The sequence below is a fragment of the Mycobacterium sp. IDUB_19 genome (assembly GCF_055419445.1).
This window is the reverse complement of record NZ_JBVAXR010000001.1, coordinates 220,728-240,099: the sequence shown is the minus strand read 5'-3', so window position 1 is coordinate 240,099 and position 19,372 is coordinate 220,728. Positions and strand designations below refer to the sequence as shown.

Sequence of the window (19,372 nt, the reverse complement as noted above, 5' to 3'; positions counted from 1 at the left end):
CGACGGTCGACCTCCACGGATCTGCATACAACAACCGCCGAGTGCGTTTCCTTTTGACTGAAGAAACGCCAGCGTGTTGTCTCAAAGCGCGACCAAACGGCCGGAGCAGAAAACTATCAAGGCTGTGATGGCGTTTGCAAACTTATCAGTAACTTAGCCGCCCCTGGAGGCGAATTACCGCTATCCGAACTGGTGTCATGACGGATTTGCTGGAGCGCCGGGGGCCCGCCCGGGCAACCCCGGATCCGCGTCGGCGCCCTAAAATCGACGGCATGGCCCACGACTGGTTGCTCGTGGAGACACTGGGGGACGAACCCGCCGTGGTAGCTCAGGGGCGGCAACTCAAGAACCTGGTCCCCATCACGACCTTCCTCCGCCGCAGTCCCCATCTCGCCGCGGTCCGGACCGCGATCGCTGAGTCGATGCGCAGCGGCCAGAGCCTGACCAGCATCACGCCCAAGCACGATCGCGTGATCCGCACGGAACCGGTGGTGATGTCCGACGGCTGTATCCACGGTGTGCATGTGTGGACCGGCCCTGCCGACATCGAACCGCCCGAGCGGCCGACCGCGGGCCCACTGAAGTGGGACCTGACCCTCGGGGTGGCCACCGACACCCGGGAGTCACTGGCCATCAGCGGCAAGAACCCCGACGTCGAAGTCACCTTTGGCCGAGCGTTTGCTGAAGATCTTCCTTCGCGCGAGCTCAATCCGAACGAAACCAAAGTGCTTGCGATGGCGGTCAAGGCCGAGCCTGGTCAAACAATTTGCAGCACTTGGGATCTCACCGACTGGCAGGGAAATCCCATCCGAATAGGTTTCATTGGCCGCAGTGGGCTGGAGCCCGGGCCGAACGGCAAGGACCACCTGGTCGCCCGAGCGATGAACTGGCGCGCCGAACTCAAGGGCCCGGTGGTCTCCACCGATGACCTGGCCCTGCGAATCCTCGACGGGTTGCGGCAGGCCGGAGTTCACCGGGCACTCGTCGACCTCAACAACTGGACACTGTTGAAATGGCTCGACGAGCCTTGCACCTTCTATGACTGGCGGGGCTCCGATAAGGACAGGCCGAAGGTCCATCCGGACGATGTGCCCCAGATGTCAGCCATGACAGCGGAATTCGGCAAGGGAACGACTAGCCGGGTGCTGCGGATGCGCGGCGTCGACGGCAATTGGGTGCCGGTGCACGTGACGGCCAACCGAGTGGAACTCGAGCCGGACACCTTCGTCGGGCTGGTCTCGCTGCGATTGCCCAGCGACGAGGAGCTGGCCGGCGCCGGACTGCCAAAAGACCCGGGCGACAACGGCTGATCACGTCCCGTCGACCGGCCCGGCCCGCGCGGCGGCCTGGGCCACCCCGGCGAACGGCACCGCCACGCGAACGGTGACGACGACGTCGAGATCGTCCACCCGGCAGCCGATGTCGTCGGCCCGCATCGCGCGGGCTACCGCCCTCGCCCCGGCGCAGGCCGCGCCCGCTCCAGACGGTAGCCGCGCCGCGGCGGCCAACGCGGCCAGATCGGCAGCCGCCTGCGCGCGATGGCGTACCACCACCACCGATCCGAGGTATGCGCCGGCACCCGTGACGCACAGCAGCACCGCGAGCATCGCCGCCGCGAGCACGGTCGCCGAGCCGCGATCATCCCGACGGCTCCGCCGCCGATACCGCCCTGGCCCGAATATCCAACGTTGGCAAGATGTTTGAGTGCGCGACGACGGTCGCCACGAGGAAGTCGCCGTCACGGTGCACCTGGACCCGCGCTCCGCGGGGTGCGATGCGACGCGCCGCGTCGACCGCTGCACGTTCGTCACCGCGCGCGGCCAGTCGGGCGGCCTCGCGGGCGGCATCGACACAGCGAACCTGCATCGACACCGCCGAGATACCGGCCAGGCACAACACCAGCACGACGGCCAGCGTGGCGATCGCCAATGCCGCTTCCACGGTGCTCGAACCGGCACAGCCGGCTAGACCTTGGTGTTGAGTGCGCGACCGATGATGTTGGTCAACGCCGAGACGATTGAGTCGCCGGTGACGACCGTGTAGAGGATCGCGCCGAAGGCGGCCGCGGCAATAGTGCCGATAGCGTATTCGACCGTCGACATCCCGGACTCGTCGGTGGCCAAGAGCGCCATCCGCGCCATCAGTACGCGAAACATGTTGATCATCAACGCATCCCCTCTGTAGCGGTTTCACAGCAAGCCCGACTGCAGAACATCTCCGGCCAGCCCCGCCACCAGCGGGACAATACCCAGGCAGACAAACGCCGGGAGAAAGCACAGTCCGAGTGGTCCGGCGATCAGCACCCCGGCCCGCTCGGCGGCCGCCGCGGCGGTGTGCGCGGCATCGTGACGAGAAGAGTCGGCCAGTTCGGCAATGCCGCCGGCCAGCGCCGCGCCCGAGGATGCCGACCGCCGCGCGAGGCGCAGTAGCGCATCGGTCTGCACGTCGACCGCAGCCTCTGGCGAGATCGACCATGCGACAGCGGGTTCGGCGCCCAGAGCTAGCAGATCAGCGGCCCGCCGCAACACCCGCGCCAGCTTCGGTGGCGCGGACGCGGCGGTAGCGGTCGCCGCGGTCGACACGGCCATACCGGCCTCCAGGCACACGGCCAGCACGTCCAGGCTGGACGCGACGGCCAGCGGGTCGGATCGATGAGCCGGCGCTTCGGCCAACCCCAGCCGCAGCCGGTGCGCGCGAACAGTTGTCCCGGCGCGCGCCCGCACTACCGTCGGGCCGGGACCGATGAGCAATGCCACGGCCAGCAATACCGCCGCGATGCTCACGCCCCGGCTCCCGCACGCTCGATGATCCGGTCCGACCACAGCAGCCCGCCGCAGGCCAGCATCGACCCGACGACCAGCAGCCAGCCCCCGGCCTGCCCGCCCAGCAAGAAGCCCAGTGGGCGGGCCCCGATCAGTTGACCCAGCAAGACTCCCAGCACCGGCAGGCCCCCCAGTATCGCCGCGGTGGCACGGGCCCCGGCCATGCCCGAGCTGACCTGCGCCGAGAACCGTTGACACTCAACGATATCGCGTTGTGCGGTACGCATCAGCGTGGCGATCGCAAGGCCGTGATCGCTGGCCAGCTGCCAGCACACCGCCAGTCGATGCCAATGCGCCGGCTGAGCGGACGATTGTGCCGCGGCGCGCAGGCCGGCTGTGACGTCGGCGCCCAATCGCGCCCGCGCCGCGACGGCACGCAGCGACAGGGCAACCGCGCCAACCGTTTCGTCGGCGGCCACGCCGAACGCCTGCACCGGATGCGAGCCCACGCGCAGTTCGCCGACCAACACATCGAGCGCGGCTTCCAGCGTCCGGCCCTCCCGGATGGCGCACCGGGTGTGCCGTCGGCGGCGGTAGCGCACGATCGCCGTACCAGCCACCATCGCGGCGGCCAGACCCGTCGTCAGCGGCAGCAACGCCGCGGCCATAACAGCCGCGCACGCGGTGAGGCCGCCGCCCCCGCGTGTGCCGACCACGACCCGTCGGCGTGCGCGCGTCGCCGGGACGAGTCGCGGCCGCGGCGAGGCGGGAAAGACCAAGAGCGCCAACGCTAATAGCAACGCGGCGACCGTCAGGCCGTTCATGCCGGCAACCGGCTTCGCAGCAAGCGATGTAGTTCGTCCGCGTCGTCGGTCATGCCCTGCTCCGCGTGCCACACCGTCACCGCCCGGACTAGCCCGTCGAAGAGGCGCAGCACCGCGATCTCGGCGAGTCGGCGCCGACCCTGTCGATCCCGGGCGACGTGCAGCAGCACCTGCACCGCCGCGGCGAGCTGGCTGTGCAGGGCGGACCGATCCAGGCCGCCGAGGGCGCCCAGCGCCTCCAGCCGGGCCGGGACCTCGCCCGGGTTGTTCGCATGCACCGTGCCCGCCCCACCGTCGTGCCCGGTGTTCAGCGCTGCCAGCAGGTCGACCACTTCGGCGCCCCTGACCTCTCCGACCACGATTCGGTCGGGCCGCATTCGCAACGCCTGCCGGACGAGTTGGCGCACCGGAACCTCGCCCACGCCTTCGACATTGGCGCACCTCGCGACCAGCTTGACCAGGTGCGGATGGCGGGGCGCCAATTCGGCGGCATCTTCGACGCATACGATCCGCTCGGCCGGGGATACCGCGCCCAGCATGGCCGCCAGCAAAGTCGTCTTACCGGCGCCGGTGCCGCCACAGACCAGGAAGGCCAACCGGGCCGCGACGATGTCGGCGACCAACGCCGCAACCCGGGGCTCGATCGCGCCCGCCGCGGTCAGGGCCGCCAGATCCTGCGTGGCCGGCCGCAATACCCGCAGCGACAAACAGGTGCCGCCGGCCGCCACGGGAGGTAGCACCGCGTCTAGCCGGACCGCGAACCCGCCGTCGCCGAAACCGGTCAGCTCGCCGTCGACCCACGGCTGGGCGTCATCGAGGCGTCGGCCGGCGGCCAACGCCAGCCGTTGCGCCAACCGCCGCACGGCCGCCTCGTCGGCAAACCGGATGTGGCTGCGTCGCAAACCGTTTCCATCGTCGACCCACACGGCGTCGGGCGCGGTGACCAGGACATCGGTGGTGCCGTCCGCGCGCAGTAGCGGTTCGAGGACGCCGGCGCCGGTCAGTTCGGTCTGCAGCACCCGAAGACTCGCGAGGACCTCGGTGTCGCCGAGCACCCCGCCGGATTCGGCGCGAATCGCGGCAGCAACCACGTTGGGCCGCAAAGAAGAACCCAGCGGAGCCGATTCGGTGGCGAGCCGCTCGCGCACCCGCTCAATAAGCGAACCGTTCACGCCGCCCTGGCTTTCGGTCCGGATCCAGCGCGGGGCAGGACCGCCAGCACCCGGCGGGCCGCCGCCGTAAGCGCCGATCGCCGTCCCAGCCGCAGGCCACCGTGTTGCAACTGCTCGGCAAGCTGCGGCTGAGCTCGCATCGACGCGAGCAGCGGTAGGCCGGTGATGTCGGCGACGTCGACAGCCCGCAATCCACCCGGCGATGGGCCCCGAACGACCAAGCCGAGGTTGGGATTGATCGTGGCCAGCACCGGGGTCATCGCCGCGGTCGCCGCGCACGCCCGCACATCACAGGGGCTCACGACGACGACGAGGTCCGCGGCGTCCAGCGCGGCCTGGGTGGCGTTGGTCAGACGGCGGGGCAGATCGCATACGACGGTAACTCCCCCGCGCCGGCCCGCATCGATGACGGCGTCCACGGGTTTGGCGTCCAGCTCGTAGCCGCGCCGCGTGCCGGACAGCAAGCTGATGCCGCCCAGACGCGGCAGCGCGTCGCGCACGGCCGACCAGTGCAGGCGTCCGCCCTGTAATGCCAAGTCGGGCCAGCGTAAACCGGGGGTGGTCTCACCGCCGAGCAGCAGATCGGCGCCGCCGCCCCAGGGATCGAGGTCCACCAACAGCACCTCGGTGGCGGCCCGCGCCAGCGCGGCGGCGAACAACGACGCGCCCGCCCCGCCGCACCCCCCGATCACCGCGACGACGTCGCCGCTCAATCCGGCGTCTCGAATCGATTCAGCGGATTCGGCGAGCTCGCGGACCAGTTCGTGTTCCTGCCCGGGCAGGCTCAGCACGTGTTGTGCGCCGACGGCAATGGCGGCCGCCCATGTGCCCGCCGCGGGTTCGGCGGCGCTCAGCACGCTGACGTGAGCGCGGCGCGGCATCCCCGCACGCCCACAGCGCTCCGCGGCCGCCTCATCGAGCACCACCGCCGCGGCCGCCGACCAGGTTTTCCTCCCCACCGCCGAACTCCCGGCGTGCACCACTCGAACGCCGACGGCCGCGGCCACCCGGTCCAGCTCGTCACGCAAGTTGGCGTCGGTCAGCACCGCCAACACACCCGCGGAACCTCTCGCCTCGCTGCCGGTGGTGGTAGTCACCCCACCACCGTGCGGGCAGCTCAGGATGGGACACCAGTCCCAAAGCCGGATTTGTGGAGAGAGACGCAAGTGTGCACAAAACGATCGAATGGGCGCGGTCCTGCGCGATAGATAACACCGTGCCCGCAACGCATTGGAAGCTGTGCGAAATGACCTGAATGCCGGGTGAATTACCCCAGAAAAGGGACGACCCCCGCCAGGGGGGGAGGAGGCGGAGGTCGTCGTGCATCAGCCCCGGGGGGTCGGGCTGATACACCCTCGGCTCAGGCCGAGTAATGCTTACTATACACACGACAGTGGGGAGTGCCGCAAGTGGCGGTTTTTTTCAGAAGAACACGTTGAGCCGCAAAAATACCGTTGGCCTCGTCTGTTACGCCCTGCTCAACCCCCATTTCGCGGGCAGCCTGGCGGACTCGCCGTCCGACCGCCCTATGCTGTGTCGGTGACCGTCTCCGACCCGGACGCGCATCAGCAAACCTCGGCGCAGACTGCCGCACCCGGCACTCCACACGCCCGCACCGCGGCCTTCTTCGACCTGGACAAGACGATCATCGCCAAGTCCAGCACCCTGGCGTTCAGCAAACCGTTCTTCGACCAGGGACTGCTCAACCGCCGGGCCGTGCTGAAGTCCAGCTACGCCCAATTCATCTTCCTGCTCTCTGGTGCCGATCATGACCAGATGGACCGCATGCGGACCCACATGACCAATATGTGCACCGGCTGGGACGCCGCTCAGGTCAAGTCGATCGTCAACGAAACGCTGCACGACATCGTGACTCCGCTGGTGTTCGCGGAAGCCGCGGACCTGATCGCCGCGCACAAACTGTGCGGCCGCGACGTCGTCGTGGTCTCCGCCTCCGGAGAGGAAATCGTCGCCCCGATCGCCCGCGCGCTCGGCGCAACACACGCGATGGCGACCCGGATGGTCGTCGAGGACGGCAAGTACACCGGCGAGGTCGCCTTCTACTGCTACGGCGAAGGCAAGGTCCAGGCGATCCGCGAGCTGGCCGCCCGCGAGGGCTACCCGCTGGAACACTGCTACGCCTACTCGGACTCGATCACCGACCTGCCGATGCTGGAGTCCGTCGGGCATCCGAGCGTGGTCAACCCGGACCGAGGTCTGCGCAAGGAAGCGAGCGAACGCGGTTGGCCCGTGCTGAGCTTCTCCCGACCGGTGTCTCTGCGAGACCGCATTCCGGCGCCGTCGGGAGCCGCGATCGCCACCACGGCCGCGGTGAGTATCACCGCGCTGGCCGCCGGCGCGGTGACCTACTCGCTGTTACGCCGCTTCGCGTTCTAGCGCCGCGCCGCCCGCGCCAGCAAACCTGTTAAGGGTCCGATCCGATACCGCTTCGCAACATTCGCACAATTGGCCCTTGCTGTGTTAAGGCTCGAGTAGTACAAAGGAACCACGGAAGCCCGGTAAGGCCAAGATCGATCCGGAAGAGAAGGTTCGTTCTCCCGACCCGGGCGCCCAGCACGGTACCCGGCACCCACGCGGAGTCATAGCCGCGATAATGGCAGAAGTGTTGCGGGCCTGCGTAATTGCGAAAAGCAGAAAGTATGAGCAGCCCTTTGGGTGGGGTTGTGACTTGAAGCGTCGCAAGATCGCCGAGGCCACCCACGCAGCCCCAGAGATGCACGCTTGGTAACCGAGTTCCGTGCTAGCGGGCGGCGGACCGAATGTTTCGGAACGCCGCCCGCTCTACATGTCCGGACCCGTTTCCCGGCTGTCGCTCAACTCTTACCCGGCAACGACTCGGCGATCGACAGCGCTTCTTGCGCGCCGGCCTGCATCGCCCGGCAACACAGCACCAGCCACGTGCCGACGCCGCGCGGCGTGCCTTCGGCGAATCCGCTTGCGGCAGCACGATAGTCGCCGGGTTTGCGCATCCAGCTCACTTCGGGCACACCCAGCCCGTGCGGATCCAGCCCGCTGGCGATGGTCACCAGGCGAGACACCGCGCGTGCCACCACACCGTCCGCGCTGCCAAAGGGCTTGAGCGTCAGCAGTTCTCCGTGCGCGACCGCGGCGACCACCGGCGCCGGCACCTGCGTGCGGCCGGACACCAACTCGGCGAGCAACTCGAGACGCGGCCCGATCTCGGGGTCGGCCCGCGGTCGGCCCAATTGGTCGTCATCGACCTGGTCGGCAGCGGCCAGCATGTGCAGCCGGGCCAGCGCCTGCAACGGCGCCCGCTGCCAGATGCCGACCAGCGCTCCCCCGCCGCCCTCCAGCGCCTGGGCCACTCGCAGCGCTCCGCCGAACACCGGATCGTTGACCCCTGAGCTGTCCGCTAAGTCCTCGAACCGCACCGGGCCGCCATCGAGCACCGATGAGGCGCGCGCCGCGCGCAACGAGGCTTCGGCGGCGGTTACCGGCCAGCCCCGAAGATTGGCCCGATGCCGATGCGCGCGGCCCAACGCGTCGCGGGCCCGGTCACTGGCCTCGGCGACGCCGGGGAGCTCCATCAGCGGGGCCAGCGGGTCTGCCGTCACAGGTTGCCAACCTATCTCGGAGGCGGGGACGCGCCGGGAATGGCCTCCAGCAATTGACGCGTGTACTCGTGGCCGGGCCTGGTGAACAGCTCCTCGGTGGCCGCCTCTTCCACGATCCGCCCGGCGCGCATCACCAGGACGTCGTCGGCGATCTGCCGGATCACCGCCAGGTCGTGGCTGATGAACAGGTAGGCCAGGCCCAGCTCGGCCTGCAGCGTGGCCAGCAGCTCCAGGATCTGTGCCTGCACAAGTACGTCGAGCGCCGATACCGCCTCATCGCACACCAGCACCTCGGGGCGCAGTGCCAACGCCCGCGCGATCGCGACCCGTTGGCGTTGGCCGCCCGAAAGCTCGCGTGGCAACCTGCCGAGCACCGACGACGGCAACGCCACCTGGTCGACGAGCTCGCGCACCGCCTGCTCGCGTTGCTTCCGGTCACCGACCCGGTGGATCCGCAACGGTTCCTCGATGGCGCGAAACACCGAGTACATGGGATCCAGGCTGCTGTACGGGTTCTGGAACACCGGCTGTACCCGGCGGCGAAAGGCCATCATTGCGTCCCGGCTCAAGCCGTCGGAGATCTGGGTGCCATCGAAAACGACTGTGCCCGAAGCAGGTTGGAGCAGACCCAATGCCATGCGGGCTACCGTAGATTTGCCCGAACCCGACTCCCCGACGATGGCCAGCGTGCTGGACCGGCGCAGCCGAAATGACACGGCGTCGACGGCGCGCAACTGTGCCCGCCGCCACGGCGCCCCGCGTGACTCCCGGTAAACCTTGGTCAGCTGGCAGGCCACGAGAATGTCGTCGGTGCCTGTGGTGGCCTGCGGACGTGTGGGTGCCGAACTCCGGACCGCCAGCGACGGAGCCGCGGCCACCAGCCGCCGGGTGTACTCGTGTTGCGGGTCACGCAGGATCGATTGTGCAGCACCGAATTCCACCACCATTCCCCGGTGGATGACGACCACTGCCGCTGCGCGTTCGGCGGCGAGCGCCAGATCGTGAGTGATCAGCAACAGCGCGGTGCCCAGTTCGTGGGTGAGGCGCTGCAAATGGTCGAGTACCTGCCGCTGCACCGTGACGTCCAGCGCGGACGTCGGCTCATCGGCGATCAGCAGCTGCGGGTGTCCCGCCAGTCCGATCGCGATCAGCGCACGTTGACACATACCGCCGGACAACTGGTGCGGGTACTTGGCTGCCTGTTTCGCCGGATCCGGCATGCCGGCCTGGGCGAGCAGCTCCACGGCCCGCTGACGCGCCGGCCGACCTTCGGTGTTGGCCCGCAACGCTTCTGATATCTGGAAGCCGACCTTCCAGACGGGGTTGAGGTTGGTCATCGGGTCTTGGGGTACGTAGCCGATGCGACGGCCTCTGATCGACCGCAACAGCCGGCGGTCAGCGCGGGTGATGTCGAGCCCGTCAAAAGCGATGCGGCCGGCCGTGATCCGGCCACCGGGGGCAAGCAGCCCAAGGATCGCGGCGGCCGTGGTGGATTTCCCCGATCCTGATTCGCCGACCACGGCCACGGTCTGGCCGCGCATGACGCTCAGATCGACTCCACTCACCACGGGGGCGTGGTTGCCGAACCTGACTTCCAGGCCCTCGACTTTCAGCAGCGGCGATTCCATGGTGCTCATGCCCGCCACGCTCGCGAGGCCGGATCCAGGGCATCGCGCAGGGCGTCGCCCATCATCATGAATGCCAGCACCGTAATCGCCAGTGCGCCGGCGGGATAGAACAAGATCGGCGAACCGGCCCGCAGCCGCGTCTGCGCGACGTTGATGTCACCGCCCCAGGACACCACCGAGGTCGGCAGCCCGACGCCGAGGTAGGACAGCGTGGCCTCGGTGACGATGAATGCCCCCAGCGCGATCGTGGACATCGCGATCACCGGACCCACCGCGTTGGGCAGTGCGTGCCGGAGCAGGGTCTGAAACCGGCTCAACCCCAAGGCTTTAGCCGCGAGCACATAGTCGCTGGCTCGGACCTCCAGCACCGCGCCGCGAGCGATCCTGGCCACCTGTGGCCAACCGAACAAGGCCAGGATGGCGATTACGGTCCAGACCGTGCGATGGTGCAGAACCTGCATCAGCACGATCGCGGCCAGCAGCAGCGGCAGCCCGAAGAACACGTCGGTGGTCCGCGAGACCACCGCGTCGAGCCAGCCCCCGTAGAAGCCGGCCAGCGCCCCCAGCGCCCCACCGACGACGAACACCAGCAGCGTGGCGCCCAACCCGACTGTCACCGAGGCCCGCGCCCCATAGACGGTGCGCGCGTAGATGTCGTGGCCCTGCAGGTCGGTGCCGAACCAGTGCGCCCCCGAGGGGCCGAGCAGGCTTTGGCTGGGATCGGCGTAGCTGGGATCGACATGAGTGAACATCGCCGGAAACAGCGCGACGAGAACGATAAGCAGGATCAGCGCAGCGGCGACGATGAACTTCGGACGGCGGTGCAGCCTGCGCCAGGCCTCGCCCCAAAAGCCAGAGTGTTCAGCCATAGCGGATCCTCGGGTCCAGGGCCGCATAGAGCAGGTCGACCAGCAGGTTGGTGATCAGATAGATCAGCACCAGCACCGTCACGATCGACACCACGGTCGGCGCCTCCTGCCGGGTGACGGCTTGGTAGAGCACGCCGCCGACGCCGTGAATGTTGAAGATGCCTTCGGTCACGATGGCCCCGCCCATCAGCGCACCCAGGTCGGCGCCCAGGAACGTCACCACCGGGATCAGCGAGTTGCGCAGAATGTGCACGGTCACGACCCGCGGCCTCGACAAACCTTTGGCCGTCGCGGTACGGACATAGTCGGCGTGCGCATTAGCGGCCACCGCCGAGCGTGTCAACCGCACCACGTAGGCGAATGACACTGAACCCAAGACGATTCCGGGCAGCAGCAGGCGCGCGAACGTCGCCCGTTCGCCGACCGTGACCGGCGCGATGCCCAGCCGGACCCCGAACACGAATTGGGCCAGAAACCCGAGCACGAAGATCGGGATCGCGATGATGATCAGGCCGGTGATCAGCACCGTGGAATCGAATAGCCCACCCTGGCGCAGTCCGGATATCACGCCGAACCCGATCCCGAACACGGCCTCGACGACCAGCGCGATCAGCGCCAGCCGGATCGTGACCGGAAACGCATGTGCCAGAACGGCACTGACCGGCAGCCCGGAATAGGCGCGGCCGAGGTCGCCGTGCAGGACGCCACCCAGGTAGTGCAGATACTGCAGCAGGAAGGGATCGTCGAGGTGGTAGCGCGCCCGCAGCTGCGCGGCCACTGCCGGGGTCAGCGGGCGGTCCCCGGCGATCGCGGCCAGCGGGTCACCGGGGAGCAGGAACACCATGCCGTAGATCAGCAACGTGGCGCCCAGGAAGACGGGCACCATGACGGCGATCCTTCGCGCGATGTACCACCCCATGACTCAGGCCTTGACGATGTTCTCGTAGTCGGGCAGCCCGTTCCACGTGACCTTGACGTCGCTGACCTCCGGCGACCACCCGATCACGGCGATGTAATACCACAGCGGCACAGCGGGCATGTCGCGCAACAGGATTCGTTGTGCAACGTTGACGAGCACGTCCGCCTGCTGCAGGCTGGGCGCGGCCTCGGCGGCCGCCAGCCCGGCGTCGAACCCAACGCTGGAATATCCGACGTCATTGGATCCCGCTCCGGTGGCATACAGCGGGGCAAGAAACTCGATCATCGACGGGTAGTCGCCGATCCAGCCGGCGCGGAACGCGCTGTCGATGGTGCGGTTGGTGATCTGGGTGCGAAACCCCGCGAAAGTCGGCTGCGGCGCGCCGACGGCATCGATGCCCAGCACGTTCTTGATGCTGTTGGCCACCGCGTCCACCCACTCCTGGTGGCCGCTGTCGGCGTTGTAGGCGATGGCGTAGCGCCCGCTCCATGATGAGATCGCATTGGCTTGTGCCCAGAGTTGCCGCGCCCGTTCGGGATTGAAGTCCAATGCGTCGTTACCCGGGATATTCGCATCGAAACCCGGCAAAGATCGGGCGGTGAAATCGCGGGCCGGACTGCGGGTGCCGTTGAAGATCTGCTGACAGATCTGCGGGCGATTGATCGCCGCCGACAATGCCAACCGGCGCAGCCGGCCCTCCGCACCGCCGAAATGTGGCAGCCGCAATGGCGTGTCGAGCGATTGGCTCACCGCGACGGGCCCGCTGGCGGCGTTGCCGCCCAGGTCGCGCTGATAAATCGTCAACGCGCTGGACGGAATCGTGTCCAGGACATCGAGATTGCCGGACAGCAGATCGGCATATGCGGTATCCAGGTTGCCGTAGAACTCGAACCTCAGGCCCTTGTTGTGGGGTTTGCGATTGCCGCGATATTCGGGGTTCGGTTTCAAGTCGATCTTCACGTTGTGCTCCCAGGCTGGCCCATCGGGGCCGTCGGCCAGCCGGTAGGGGCCGTTGCCGATCGGATTGCGCCCGAATGCCGCCATGTCCCGAAACGCTCTGTCCGGCAACGGATAGAACGCCCCATGGCCGAGCCGCAACGTAAAGTCGACGGTCGGCGCCCGCAGGCGCACGGTGAATTCGAGATCGTTGACCACCTGCAGCCCGGACATCGTGGTCGGCTTTCCGTCGGCGGGCGGGCCGGCGACGTCATCGAATCCATCGATCGGGCGGAAGAAGTCCTGCTGCAGTTGGGCATTGGTGCTCAAGGCGCCGTAATTCCATGCGTCGACGAATGAATGTGCGGTCACCGCCGACCCGTCGGTGAACTTCCAGCCAGGTTTGAGAATGATCCGGTAGTTGATGTTGTCGGTGGTCGCGATCGACTGCGCCACCTCCGGCGACGGTTTGCCGTCGGCGTCGTAGGACACCAGGCCGGCAAACAGCCGATCCAGGATCCGCCCACCAAGGCTGTCGTTGGTGCCGGTCGGGATCAGCGGGTTGGGCGGTTCACCGCCGTTCACCACGACCGGATCGGGGCTCAGCGCGCCGCCACCGCAACCGGCCAACGACGCGACAGTCAGCACGATGACGACAGCAAAAGCCGGCCAAACCGGCCTGCCCCGCATCCAACGCATGACAGCGACCCTAGGGCCTGCGACCGCGTCAACCGTAAAAGGACCGCCGGTGAAGTGCGTCGTCCGACGTCGACAACCTAGGATTTCGCCATGGGGGTTACGGTTCTCGCCTCGGGCGGCGCCGCCTATGTCGCGGGCGAGCTGACGGTGGCGTTGGGCATTCCCTTGATCGGATTGATCTGTCTGCTGATCGGCCTATGGGAGCGCAGACGCAGTCGCGCCCGAACGCCCGCCTACCCTTACCCGCCGGTGCCGCCGCCGATGCGATATCCGGGTCCGCCGCCAATGAACTATCCGGGCCCGCCCTATCCCGGATATCCGCCCCCGGTCGCGCCGCCGCGCCGCGCGAGTAAATCGTCCACCGCACTCATCACGATCGGCGGGGTCGTGCTCGCGTTCGGGATCTTTGGAAACCTCGCCGCCGGGGTTTCGCGGCTAGCCACACGCCAACAGCAGACGCCAATTCGGGTTGGCGAGTGTATTACCCAAACGTCTTATCGCTCAGAGTCATTCAGTTCAACTCCGAACAACGACTGCGCCTATCCAGACAATACTTACCAGCTCGCCGCCAAAGGCGGCTCGTCGGCGACGTGCCCCGACGGAAAACGCGAGGGTTCCATCTACGATCGGTACACCGACGACTCCACCATCCTGTGTTTCGCCCTGAACCTCAAACAGGGCCTGTGTTACCAGGTCGGTCCCGACCCCAACCATCCGACGATGAGCGCGGGCAGCTGCAGTGACACCGCGACCAGACAAATCCGGGTCGTGCAGCGCATCGACGGCAGCACGGACACGTCTGACTGCCCGCCGGACGTCAAGGGAATCAGCTATCCCACTCCCCCAGTCGTTTATTGCCTGGAGAGGGCCAGGCCCTAGCCAGGCCCTACTGAACGACCGTGACCGGATGCACCTGCAATTCGCACGCATCGATGGTCGCGGGCACAGTGAACACCATGGTGGTGTCGGGGGGACTGACGCGCAGCTCGGTGTAGCCGGGGCACGGGTTGCCGTTGCCGTCGATCGCCATGCCCTCCACGATGGCCTGCCCCTGCGTGGAAATGGACAGGATGACGGTCGGCGGCACAGTGACCTCGCTCGGCAACCCGCCCAGGTAACCGCGCAACGTCGGCTTGGCATGAATGTCCGGCCCGCCCGCGCTGGTCTCGACCGCGGGGTAACCGGTGAGCGTGCACGGCTCCGCGCCGCCGGCAAGGCTGAACATCAGGGTCAGCGCCCGGTGGCCGACGGCGCCTTCCGCCGGGGATGCGGTCACGGCGACCTGCTCCGCCCAACACGGTGTCGCCTGGTCGCCGCTCTCTACCGGCACGGCCCCCGCCGGCGGCCCCAGCACGGCGGCGACCGCGTAACTCGTTGCGGCGGCAGCAAAGCTGAGAAGCAGACGGCGGGCGCGCTGTCCGCGAGGTTCCGGCACAACCGTGATTATGCGGCATGACGACTCGGTTTACCCCCGATTGAAGCGCGCAGGTTCAACTGGCGACGCTAGGCTCTCAGACGGTTGACGAGCTCGAACCGCGGCCCTCGACACAGGAGACAAGCAAGTGACCGCCACACACACCGAAGGCACATCGTCGTACCCGCCGCCGGCGGAATTCGCCGAGCAGGCCAACGCCCGCGAGGACCTCTACCGCGAAGCCGAGCAGGACCGGCTGGCGTTCTGGGCCAAGCAGGCCAACCGACTGTCGTGGGCGACGCCGTTCACCGAGGTGCTGGACTGGCAGCCGCCGTTCGCCAAGTGGTTTTCCGACGGCAAGCTCAACGTCGCCTACAACTGCGTGGACCGCCACGTCGAGGCCGGCCTCGGCGATCGAGTCGCGATTCACTGGGAGGGCGAGCCGGTCGGCGACAGCCGCAGCCTGACCTACTCCGATCTGCAGGCCGAGGTCTGCAAAGCGGCCAATGCGTTGACCGATCTCGGCCTGGTTGCCGGTGACCGCGTCGCCATCTACATGCCGCTGATCCCGGAAGCCGTGATCTCGATGCTGGCCTGCGCGCGGCTGGGCCTCATGCACAGCGTCGTATTCGGCGGGTTCACCGCGAAGGCGCTGCGCGCCCGCATCTCCGATGCCCAAGCCAAGGTGCTGATCACCAGCGACGGGCAGTTCCGGCGCGGCAAGCCCGCGCCACTGAAGGACGCGGCCGACGAGGCCGTGGCGCCCGGGCCGGACGGGGACAGCCCCATCGAGAAGGTTCTGGTGGTGCGCCGCACCGGAATTGACGTGTCCTGGGACGACGACCGCGATGTGTGGTGGCACGACGTCGTGGATTCCGCGTCGCCCGAACACAGCCCGCAACCCTTCGATGCCGAGCAGCCGCTGTTCCTGCTCTACACGTCGGGCACCACCGGCAAGCCCAAGGGCATCGTGCACACCAGCGGCGGCTATCTCACTCAGAGCTCCTACACGCACTACTACGCCTTCGACATCAAGCCCGAACGCGACGTGTTCTGGTGCACCGCCGATATCGGTTGGGTCACCGGGCACACCTACGGCGTCTACGGACCGCTGTCCAACGGTGTCACCGAGGTTCTCTACGAGGGCACACCCGCTAGCCCGGACCAGCACCGTCATTTCCAGATCATCGAAAAATACGGCGTCACAATCTATTACTCCGCTCCCACCCTCATCCGGACGTTCATGAAGTGGGGCCGCGAGATTCCCGACGCCCACGACCTGTCCAGCTTGCGGCTACTGGGATCGGTCGGCGAACCGATCAATCCGGAAGCCTGGCGCTGGTACCGCGAGGTCTTCGGCGCGGATCGCGTCCCGGTGATAGACACGTGGTGGCAGACCGAGACCGGTTCCGCGATGATCTCGCCGCTGCCGGGAGTCGCCGCGGCCAAACCCGGTTCGGCCATGACACCGCTGCCGGGAATCTCGGCCAAGATCGTCGACGACCACGGCGATCCGCTGCAGCCCGACAGCGACAATGCCAAAAACGTCAGCGGATACCTGGTATTGGACCAGCCGTGGCCATCGATGCTGCGCGGCATTTGGGGTGACCCCGAACGGTACCGGGAAACCTACTGGTCTAAATTCGCCGACCAAGGCTTCTACTTCGCCGGTGACGGCGCCCGTTTCGATGCCGACGGCGCGATCTGGGTGCTGGGCCGCATCGACGACGTGATGAACGTATCCGGGCACCGGATCTCCACCGCCGAGGTGGAGTCGGCGGTCGTCGGCCATGACGGTGTCGCCGAGGCGGCGGTGGTCGGAGTCACCGATGAGACCACCGGCCAGGCGATTTGCGCATTTGTCGTCCTGTGCGACAGCGACGACGCGCACCAAGGGACCCTCGAGGAGCTGCGTGCTCACGTCGCACAGGAGATCTCGCCGATCGCCAAGCCACGCGAGATCCATGTGGTGCCGGAGCTGCCCAAGACCCGCAGCGGCAAGATCATGCGCAGGCTGCTGCGCGATGTCGCCGAGAAGCGCGACCTCGGTGATACATCGACGCTGCTCGATCCCAGCGTGTTCGACGCGATCAGAGCGGCCAAGTAAGGCCGGCTACGCCGAATAACTCAGGCCGGTATCGGGACGAAGCCCGCGCCGGGCCGGTGCTTGGCGTTGATGTCGGCCAGCACCGCATTGAACGACACCACCACCGCCGGGGTGTGCAGCGGAATGTACTTGACCACGCAGGTCGGCAGGTTGTCGCTGAACGCGCCGTGGATCATCCCGACCAGCAGGTTGTCGACGGTCACCGGCCCCCCGGAGTCACCGGGCCGGCCGCAGACCTGCATGACGATCGTGCCCGGGTCCTGGCCGGGCCCCCAGGTGACGCCGCACGAATTGCCCGTCGTACGGCCCTGCTTGCACGCGATCTGACCGAATACCGGTTCCGGACCGACGCCGTTGATCACGAAGCCGTTGTAGTTGGCCACCGGCACCACCTTGGCCTGATCGAATTTGATCACCGCGTAGTCCAGGGCGTCGTTGCCGGCAACCATCGTTCCCAGCACACCCCTGCCTTCGGCGGCCTCGGCGGCGATCTGAGCGCCCGGGCCACCGCAGTGCGCGGAAGTGAACCCGATCAGCTCACCGGCGGCATCGCCGCCGATGGTCGTCAGGGTGCACATCGTGTCTCCGTTGATGACGATGCCCGCACCGCCGCCCATCGGGACCCGGTCGTCGGCGGCCGCGACGTTTGCAGGCAAACCCGGCTGAGCCACGAGCAAGGCCACCAGCACCGCCAAAAAGCACCGCTGTGCCGTCTGCAATGCGTAACTCCCATCGGGGGCCGGATGTCGGAGAACAGCTGCGCCAGTCTAGATGATCACCCGTGTACACCTCTTGCTGTGCGAATAGCGGTTGCCCGGCGATGGGCCGGAACCGTTGGTTGCCGGGCCTCGCGGACCTCGGCTGGCCTCGTCTGGCATCGCAGCGCATGGCAACATAAACCGCGACGACAGCGAACCGAGAGGACCGGTCTGTGAGCAAAGTGGATCGCAAAAATGGTGTGCCGAGCACGCTGACCACGATTCCGTTGGCCGACCCGCATGCCAGCCACGGCGAGCCGTCGATCGGTGACCTGATCAAAGACGCGACGACTCAGGCGTCGACCCTGGTGCGTGCCGAGGTGGCGCTGGCCCGGGCCGAAATCGTCCGCGACGTCAAGAAGGGCCTCACCGGCAGCGTCTTTTTCATCGCCGCTCTGGTGGTGCTGTTCTACTCCACATTCTTTTTCTTCTTCTTCCTTGCCGAGCTGCTCGACAATTGGCTGTGGCGCTGGGTGGCCTTCCTGATCGTCTTCGCGATCATGGTCGTGGTCGGGGCCGTGCTGGCGCTGTTCGGCTATTTGAAGGTGCGGCGCATCCGCGGACCGCGCGAGACCATCGAATCGGTCAAGGAGACGCGTAGCGCGCTCACCCCGGGCCACGACAAGGCTGCCGCCGCGACCAAGCAGCTCACCGACGCGCCCGGTAAGCACGCCAAGCCCGAGGACACCAAGCCCGAGGACGCCAACCCCACCGACCCCTCAGGTTGGTAGATGGCAACACCAGATCCGTCCGTGGTCCGCATCGACGGGCCGTGGCGCCACTTGGACGTGCACGCCAACGGCATTCGATTTCACGTCGTCGAGGCGCTTCCGACCGGCCCCGGCGCACCCGCCGCGGCCGCGGCACGACCGCTGGTGATGCTGCTGCACGGTTTCGGTTCGTTTTGGTGGTCCTGGCGTCATCAGCTACGCGGGCTGACCGATGCCCGAGTGGTCGCTGTCGACCTGCGCGGCTATGGCGGCAGTGATAAGCCACCCCGCGGTTACGACGGCTGGACGCTCGCCGGCGATACGGCGGGACTCATTCGTGCGCTGGGCCATTCGTCGGCAACGCTGGTCGGCCATGCCGACGGCGGTTTGTCGTGCTGGACCACCGCGCTGCTGCATTCACGGCTGGTGCGCGCCATCGCGCTGATCAGCTCGCCGCACCCGGCCGCGTTGCGCCGATCGACGTTGACGCGCCGCGATCAGGGCTCAGCGCTGCTGCCGACCTTGCTGCGCTATCAAGTCCCGCTCTGGCCCGAGCGCCTGCTGACCCGCGACAACGGAGCCGAGATCGAGCGCCTCGTCAGCAGTCGCAGCTCAGCCAAATGGGTTGCCTCCGAGGACTTCTCGCAGACTATCGGTTACCTGCGCACGGCGATCCAGATTCCCGGGGCGGCGCATTGCGCCTTGGAATATCAGCGCTGGGCGGTACGCAGCCAAGTGCGCGGCGAAGGGCGGCGATTCATGAAATCGATGTCCCGACAGCTCGGCGTGCCACTGCTACACCTGCGCGGCGATGCCGATCCTTACGTGCTGGCCGACCCGGTCGACCACAGCCAGCGCTACGCGACGCAAGGCCGCTACGTATCCATTACCGGCGCAGGACATTACAGCCACGAAGAAGCTCCCGAAGAAATCAACAAACACCTGATGAGATTTTTCGAGCAGGTGCACTGACGCGGG

Annotated in this window: 19 protein-coding genes and 1 pseudogene; 6 read left to right on the top strand and 14 right to left on the bottom strand. The window is 67.3% G+C overall.

Annotated elements, in window-relative coordinates:
* Positions 1-272 precede the first annotated feature (272 nt).
* Entirely contained in the window at positions 273-1,310 is a 1,038-nt protein-coding gene (locus tag ACZY0B_RS01080; RefSeq protein ID WP_463762084.1) for a PAS domain-containing protein, read from the top strand.
* Here the strand turns inward: ACZY0B_RS01080 and ACZY0B_RS01075 are convergent, their stop codons facing one another.
* The 7 genes and pseudogenes from ACZY0B_RS01075 to ssd all read right to left on the bottom strand — a co-directional run bounded on the left by ACZY0B_RS01075 (position 1,311) and on the right by ssd (position 5,804).
* A complete protein-coding gene (locus ACZY0B_RS01075; RefSeq protein ID WP_463762083.1) occupies positions 1,311-1,622 on the bottom strand; it encodes an Rv3654c family TadE-like protein in 312 nt (103 codons plus the stop codon).
* Positions 1,568-1,941: pseudogene (locus ACZY0B_RS01070) on the bottom strand (TadE family type IV pilus minor pilin); the annotation flags it as partial. The gene ACZY0B_RS01075 and the pseudogene ACZY0B_RS01070, both read right to left, overlap by 55 nt.
* 23 nt (positions 1,942-1,964) lie before the next feature.
* Positions 1,965-2,165 (bottom strand): DUF4244 domain-containing protein, encoded by a 201-nt coding sequence (locus ACZY0B_RS01065; protein ID WP_463762082.1) that lies wholly within the window; start codon positions 2,163-2,165, stop codon positions 1,965-1,967.
* A 24-nt stretch (positions 2,166-2,189) separates the two neighbouring features.
* Positions 2,190-2,783 (bottom strand): type II secretion system F family protein, encoded by a 594-nt coding sequence (locus tag ACZY0B_RS01060; protein ID WP_463762081.1) that lies wholly within the window; start codon positions 2,781-2,783, stop codon positions 2,190-2,192.
* Positions 2,780-3,586, bottom strand: coding sequence for a type II secretion system F family protein (locus tag ACZY0B_RS01055; protein ID WP_463762080.1), 807 nt, complete (start codon positions 3,584-3,586; stop codon positions 2,780-2,782). The genes ACZY0B_RS01060 and ACZY0B_RS01055 overlap by 4 nt, the downstream gene beginning before the upstream one ends.
* Entirely contained in the window at positions 3,583-4,758 is a 1,176-nt protein-coding gene (locus ACZY0B_RS01050; protein WP_463762079.1) for a TadA family conjugal transfer-associated ATPase, read from the bottom strand. The genes ACZY0B_RS01055 and ACZY0B_RS01050 overlap by 4 nt, the downstream gene beginning before the upstream one ends.
* On the bottom strand, positions 4,755-5,804 hold the full coding sequence (ssd, locus tag ACZY0B_RS01045; protein ID WP_463762368.1) for a septum site-determining protein Ssd: 1,050 nt from the start codon (positions 5,802-5,804) through the stop codon (positions 4,755-4,757). Before ssd ends, ACZY0B_RS01050 begins: the two co-directional genes overlap by 4 nt.
* A gap of 493 nt (positions 5,805-6,297) precedes the next feature.
* Here ssd and ACZY0B_RS01040 point away from each other — a divergent pair, with 493 nt between their 5' ends.
* Positions 6,298-7,155 carry an HAD-IB family hydrolase gene (locus tag ACZY0B_RS01040; protein ID WP_463762078.1) on the top strand — a complete coding sequence of 286 codons (858 nt, stop codon included), beginning with the start codon at positions 6,298-6,300 and terminating at the stop codon, positions 7,153-7,155.
* 437 nt (positions 7,156-7,592) lie between these two features.
* On the opposite strand, the gene ACZY0B_RS01035 is transcribed toward ACZY0B_RS01040, so the two are convergent.
* The 5 genes from ACZY0B_RS01035 to ACZY0B_RS01015 are packed head-to-tail and all read right to left on the bottom strand — an operon-like array spanning position 7,593 to position 13,396.
* On the bottom strand, positions 7,593-8,354 hold the full coding sequence (locus tag ACZY0B_RS01035; protein ID WP_463762077.1) for an oxidoreductase: 762 nt from the start codon (positions 8,352-8,354) through the stop codon (positions 7,593-7,595).
* A gap of 11 nt (positions 8,355-8,365) precedes the next feature.
* Positions 8,366-9,991: a dipeptide ABC transporter ATP-binding protein gene (locus ACZY0B_RS01030; protein WP_463762076.1), complete on the bottom strand. Its 1,626-nt coding sequence runs from the start codon at positions 9,989-9,991 to the stop codon at positions 8,366-8,368.
* A complete protein-coding gene (locus ACZY0B_RS01025) occupies positions 9,988-10,851 on the bottom strand; it encodes an ABC transporter permease (RefSeq protein ID WP_463762075.1) in 864 nt (287 codons plus the stop codon). The genes ACZY0B_RS01030 and ACZY0B_RS01025 overlap by 4 nt, the downstream gene beginning before the upstream one ends.
* Complete coding sequence (locus ACZY0B_RS01020) at positions 10,844-11,770, bottom strand: ABC transporter permease (RefSeq protein WP_463762074.1); 927 nt, start codon at positions 11,768-11,770, stop codon at positions 10,844-10,846. Before ACZY0B_RS01020 ends, ACZY0B_RS01025 begins: the two co-directional genes overlap by 8 nt.
* Before the next feature lie 3 nt (positions 11,771-11,773).
* Positions 11,774-13,396 carry a peptide ABC transporter substrate-binding protein gene (locus tag ACZY0B_RS01015; RefSeq protein WP_463762367.1) on the bottom strand — a complete coding sequence of 541 codons (1,623 nt, stop codon included), beginning with the start codon at positions 13,394-13,396 and terminating at the stop codon, positions 11,774-11,776.
* A 99-nt stretch (positions 13,397-13,495) separates the two neighbouring features.
* Here ACZY0B_RS01015 and ACZY0B_RS01010 point away from each other — a divergent pair, with 99 nt between their 5' ends.
* Entirely contained in the window at positions 13,496-14,284 is a 789-nt protein-coding gene (locus ACZY0B_RS01010; RefSeq protein ID WP_463762072.1) for an LppU/SCO3897 family protein, read from the top strand.
* Between the two features lie 7 nt (positions 14,285-14,291).
* Here ACZY0B_RS01010 and ACZY0B_RS01005 read toward each other — a convergent pair whose 3' ends face one another.
* Positions 14,292-14,759, bottom strand: coding sequence for a DUF4232 domain-containing protein (locus tag ACZY0B_RS01005; RefSeq protein ID WP_463762366.1), 468 nt, complete (start codon positions 14,757-14,759; stop codon positions 14,292-14,294).
* Between the two features lie 208 nt (positions 14,760-14,967).
* On the opposite strand from ACZY0B_RS01005, the gene acs reads away from it, so the two are divergent.
* Positions 14,968-16,926 (top strand): acetate--CoA ligase, encoded by a 1,959-nt coding sequence (gene acs / locus ACZY0B_RS01000; protein ID WP_463762071.1) that lies wholly within the window; start codon positions 14,968-14,970, stop codon positions 16,924-16,926.
* Between the two features lie 20 nt (positions 16,927-16,946).
* On the opposite strand, the gene ACZY0B_RS00995 is transcribed toward acs, so the two are convergent.
* The gene (locus ACZY0B_RS00995; protein ID WP_463762070.1) at positions 16,947-17,645 is read right to left on the bottom strand and encodes a chymotrypsin family serine protease; all 699 of its coding nucleotides are present in this window, start codon (positions 17,643-17,645) and stop codon (positions 16,947-16,949) included.
* Between the two features lie 212 nt (positions 17,646-17,857).
* On the opposite strand from ACZY0B_RS00995, the gene ACZY0B_RS00990 reads away from it, so the two are divergent.
* Both ACZY0B_RS00990 and ACZY0B_RS00985 read left to right on the top strand, forming a co-directional pair.
* The gene (locus ACZY0B_RS00990) at positions 17,858-18,415 is read left to right on the top strand and encodes a phage holin family protein (RefSeq protein WP_463762069.1); all 558 of its coding nucleotides are present in this window, start codon (positions 17,858-17,860) and stop codon (positions 18,413-18,415) included.
* Positions 18,416-19,366, top strand: coding sequence for an alpha/beta fold hydrolase (locus ACZY0B_RS00985; RefSeq protein WP_463762068.1), 951 nt, complete (start codon positions 18,416-18,418; stop codon positions 19,364-19,366).
* Positions 19,367-19,372: the final 6 nt, after the last annotated feature.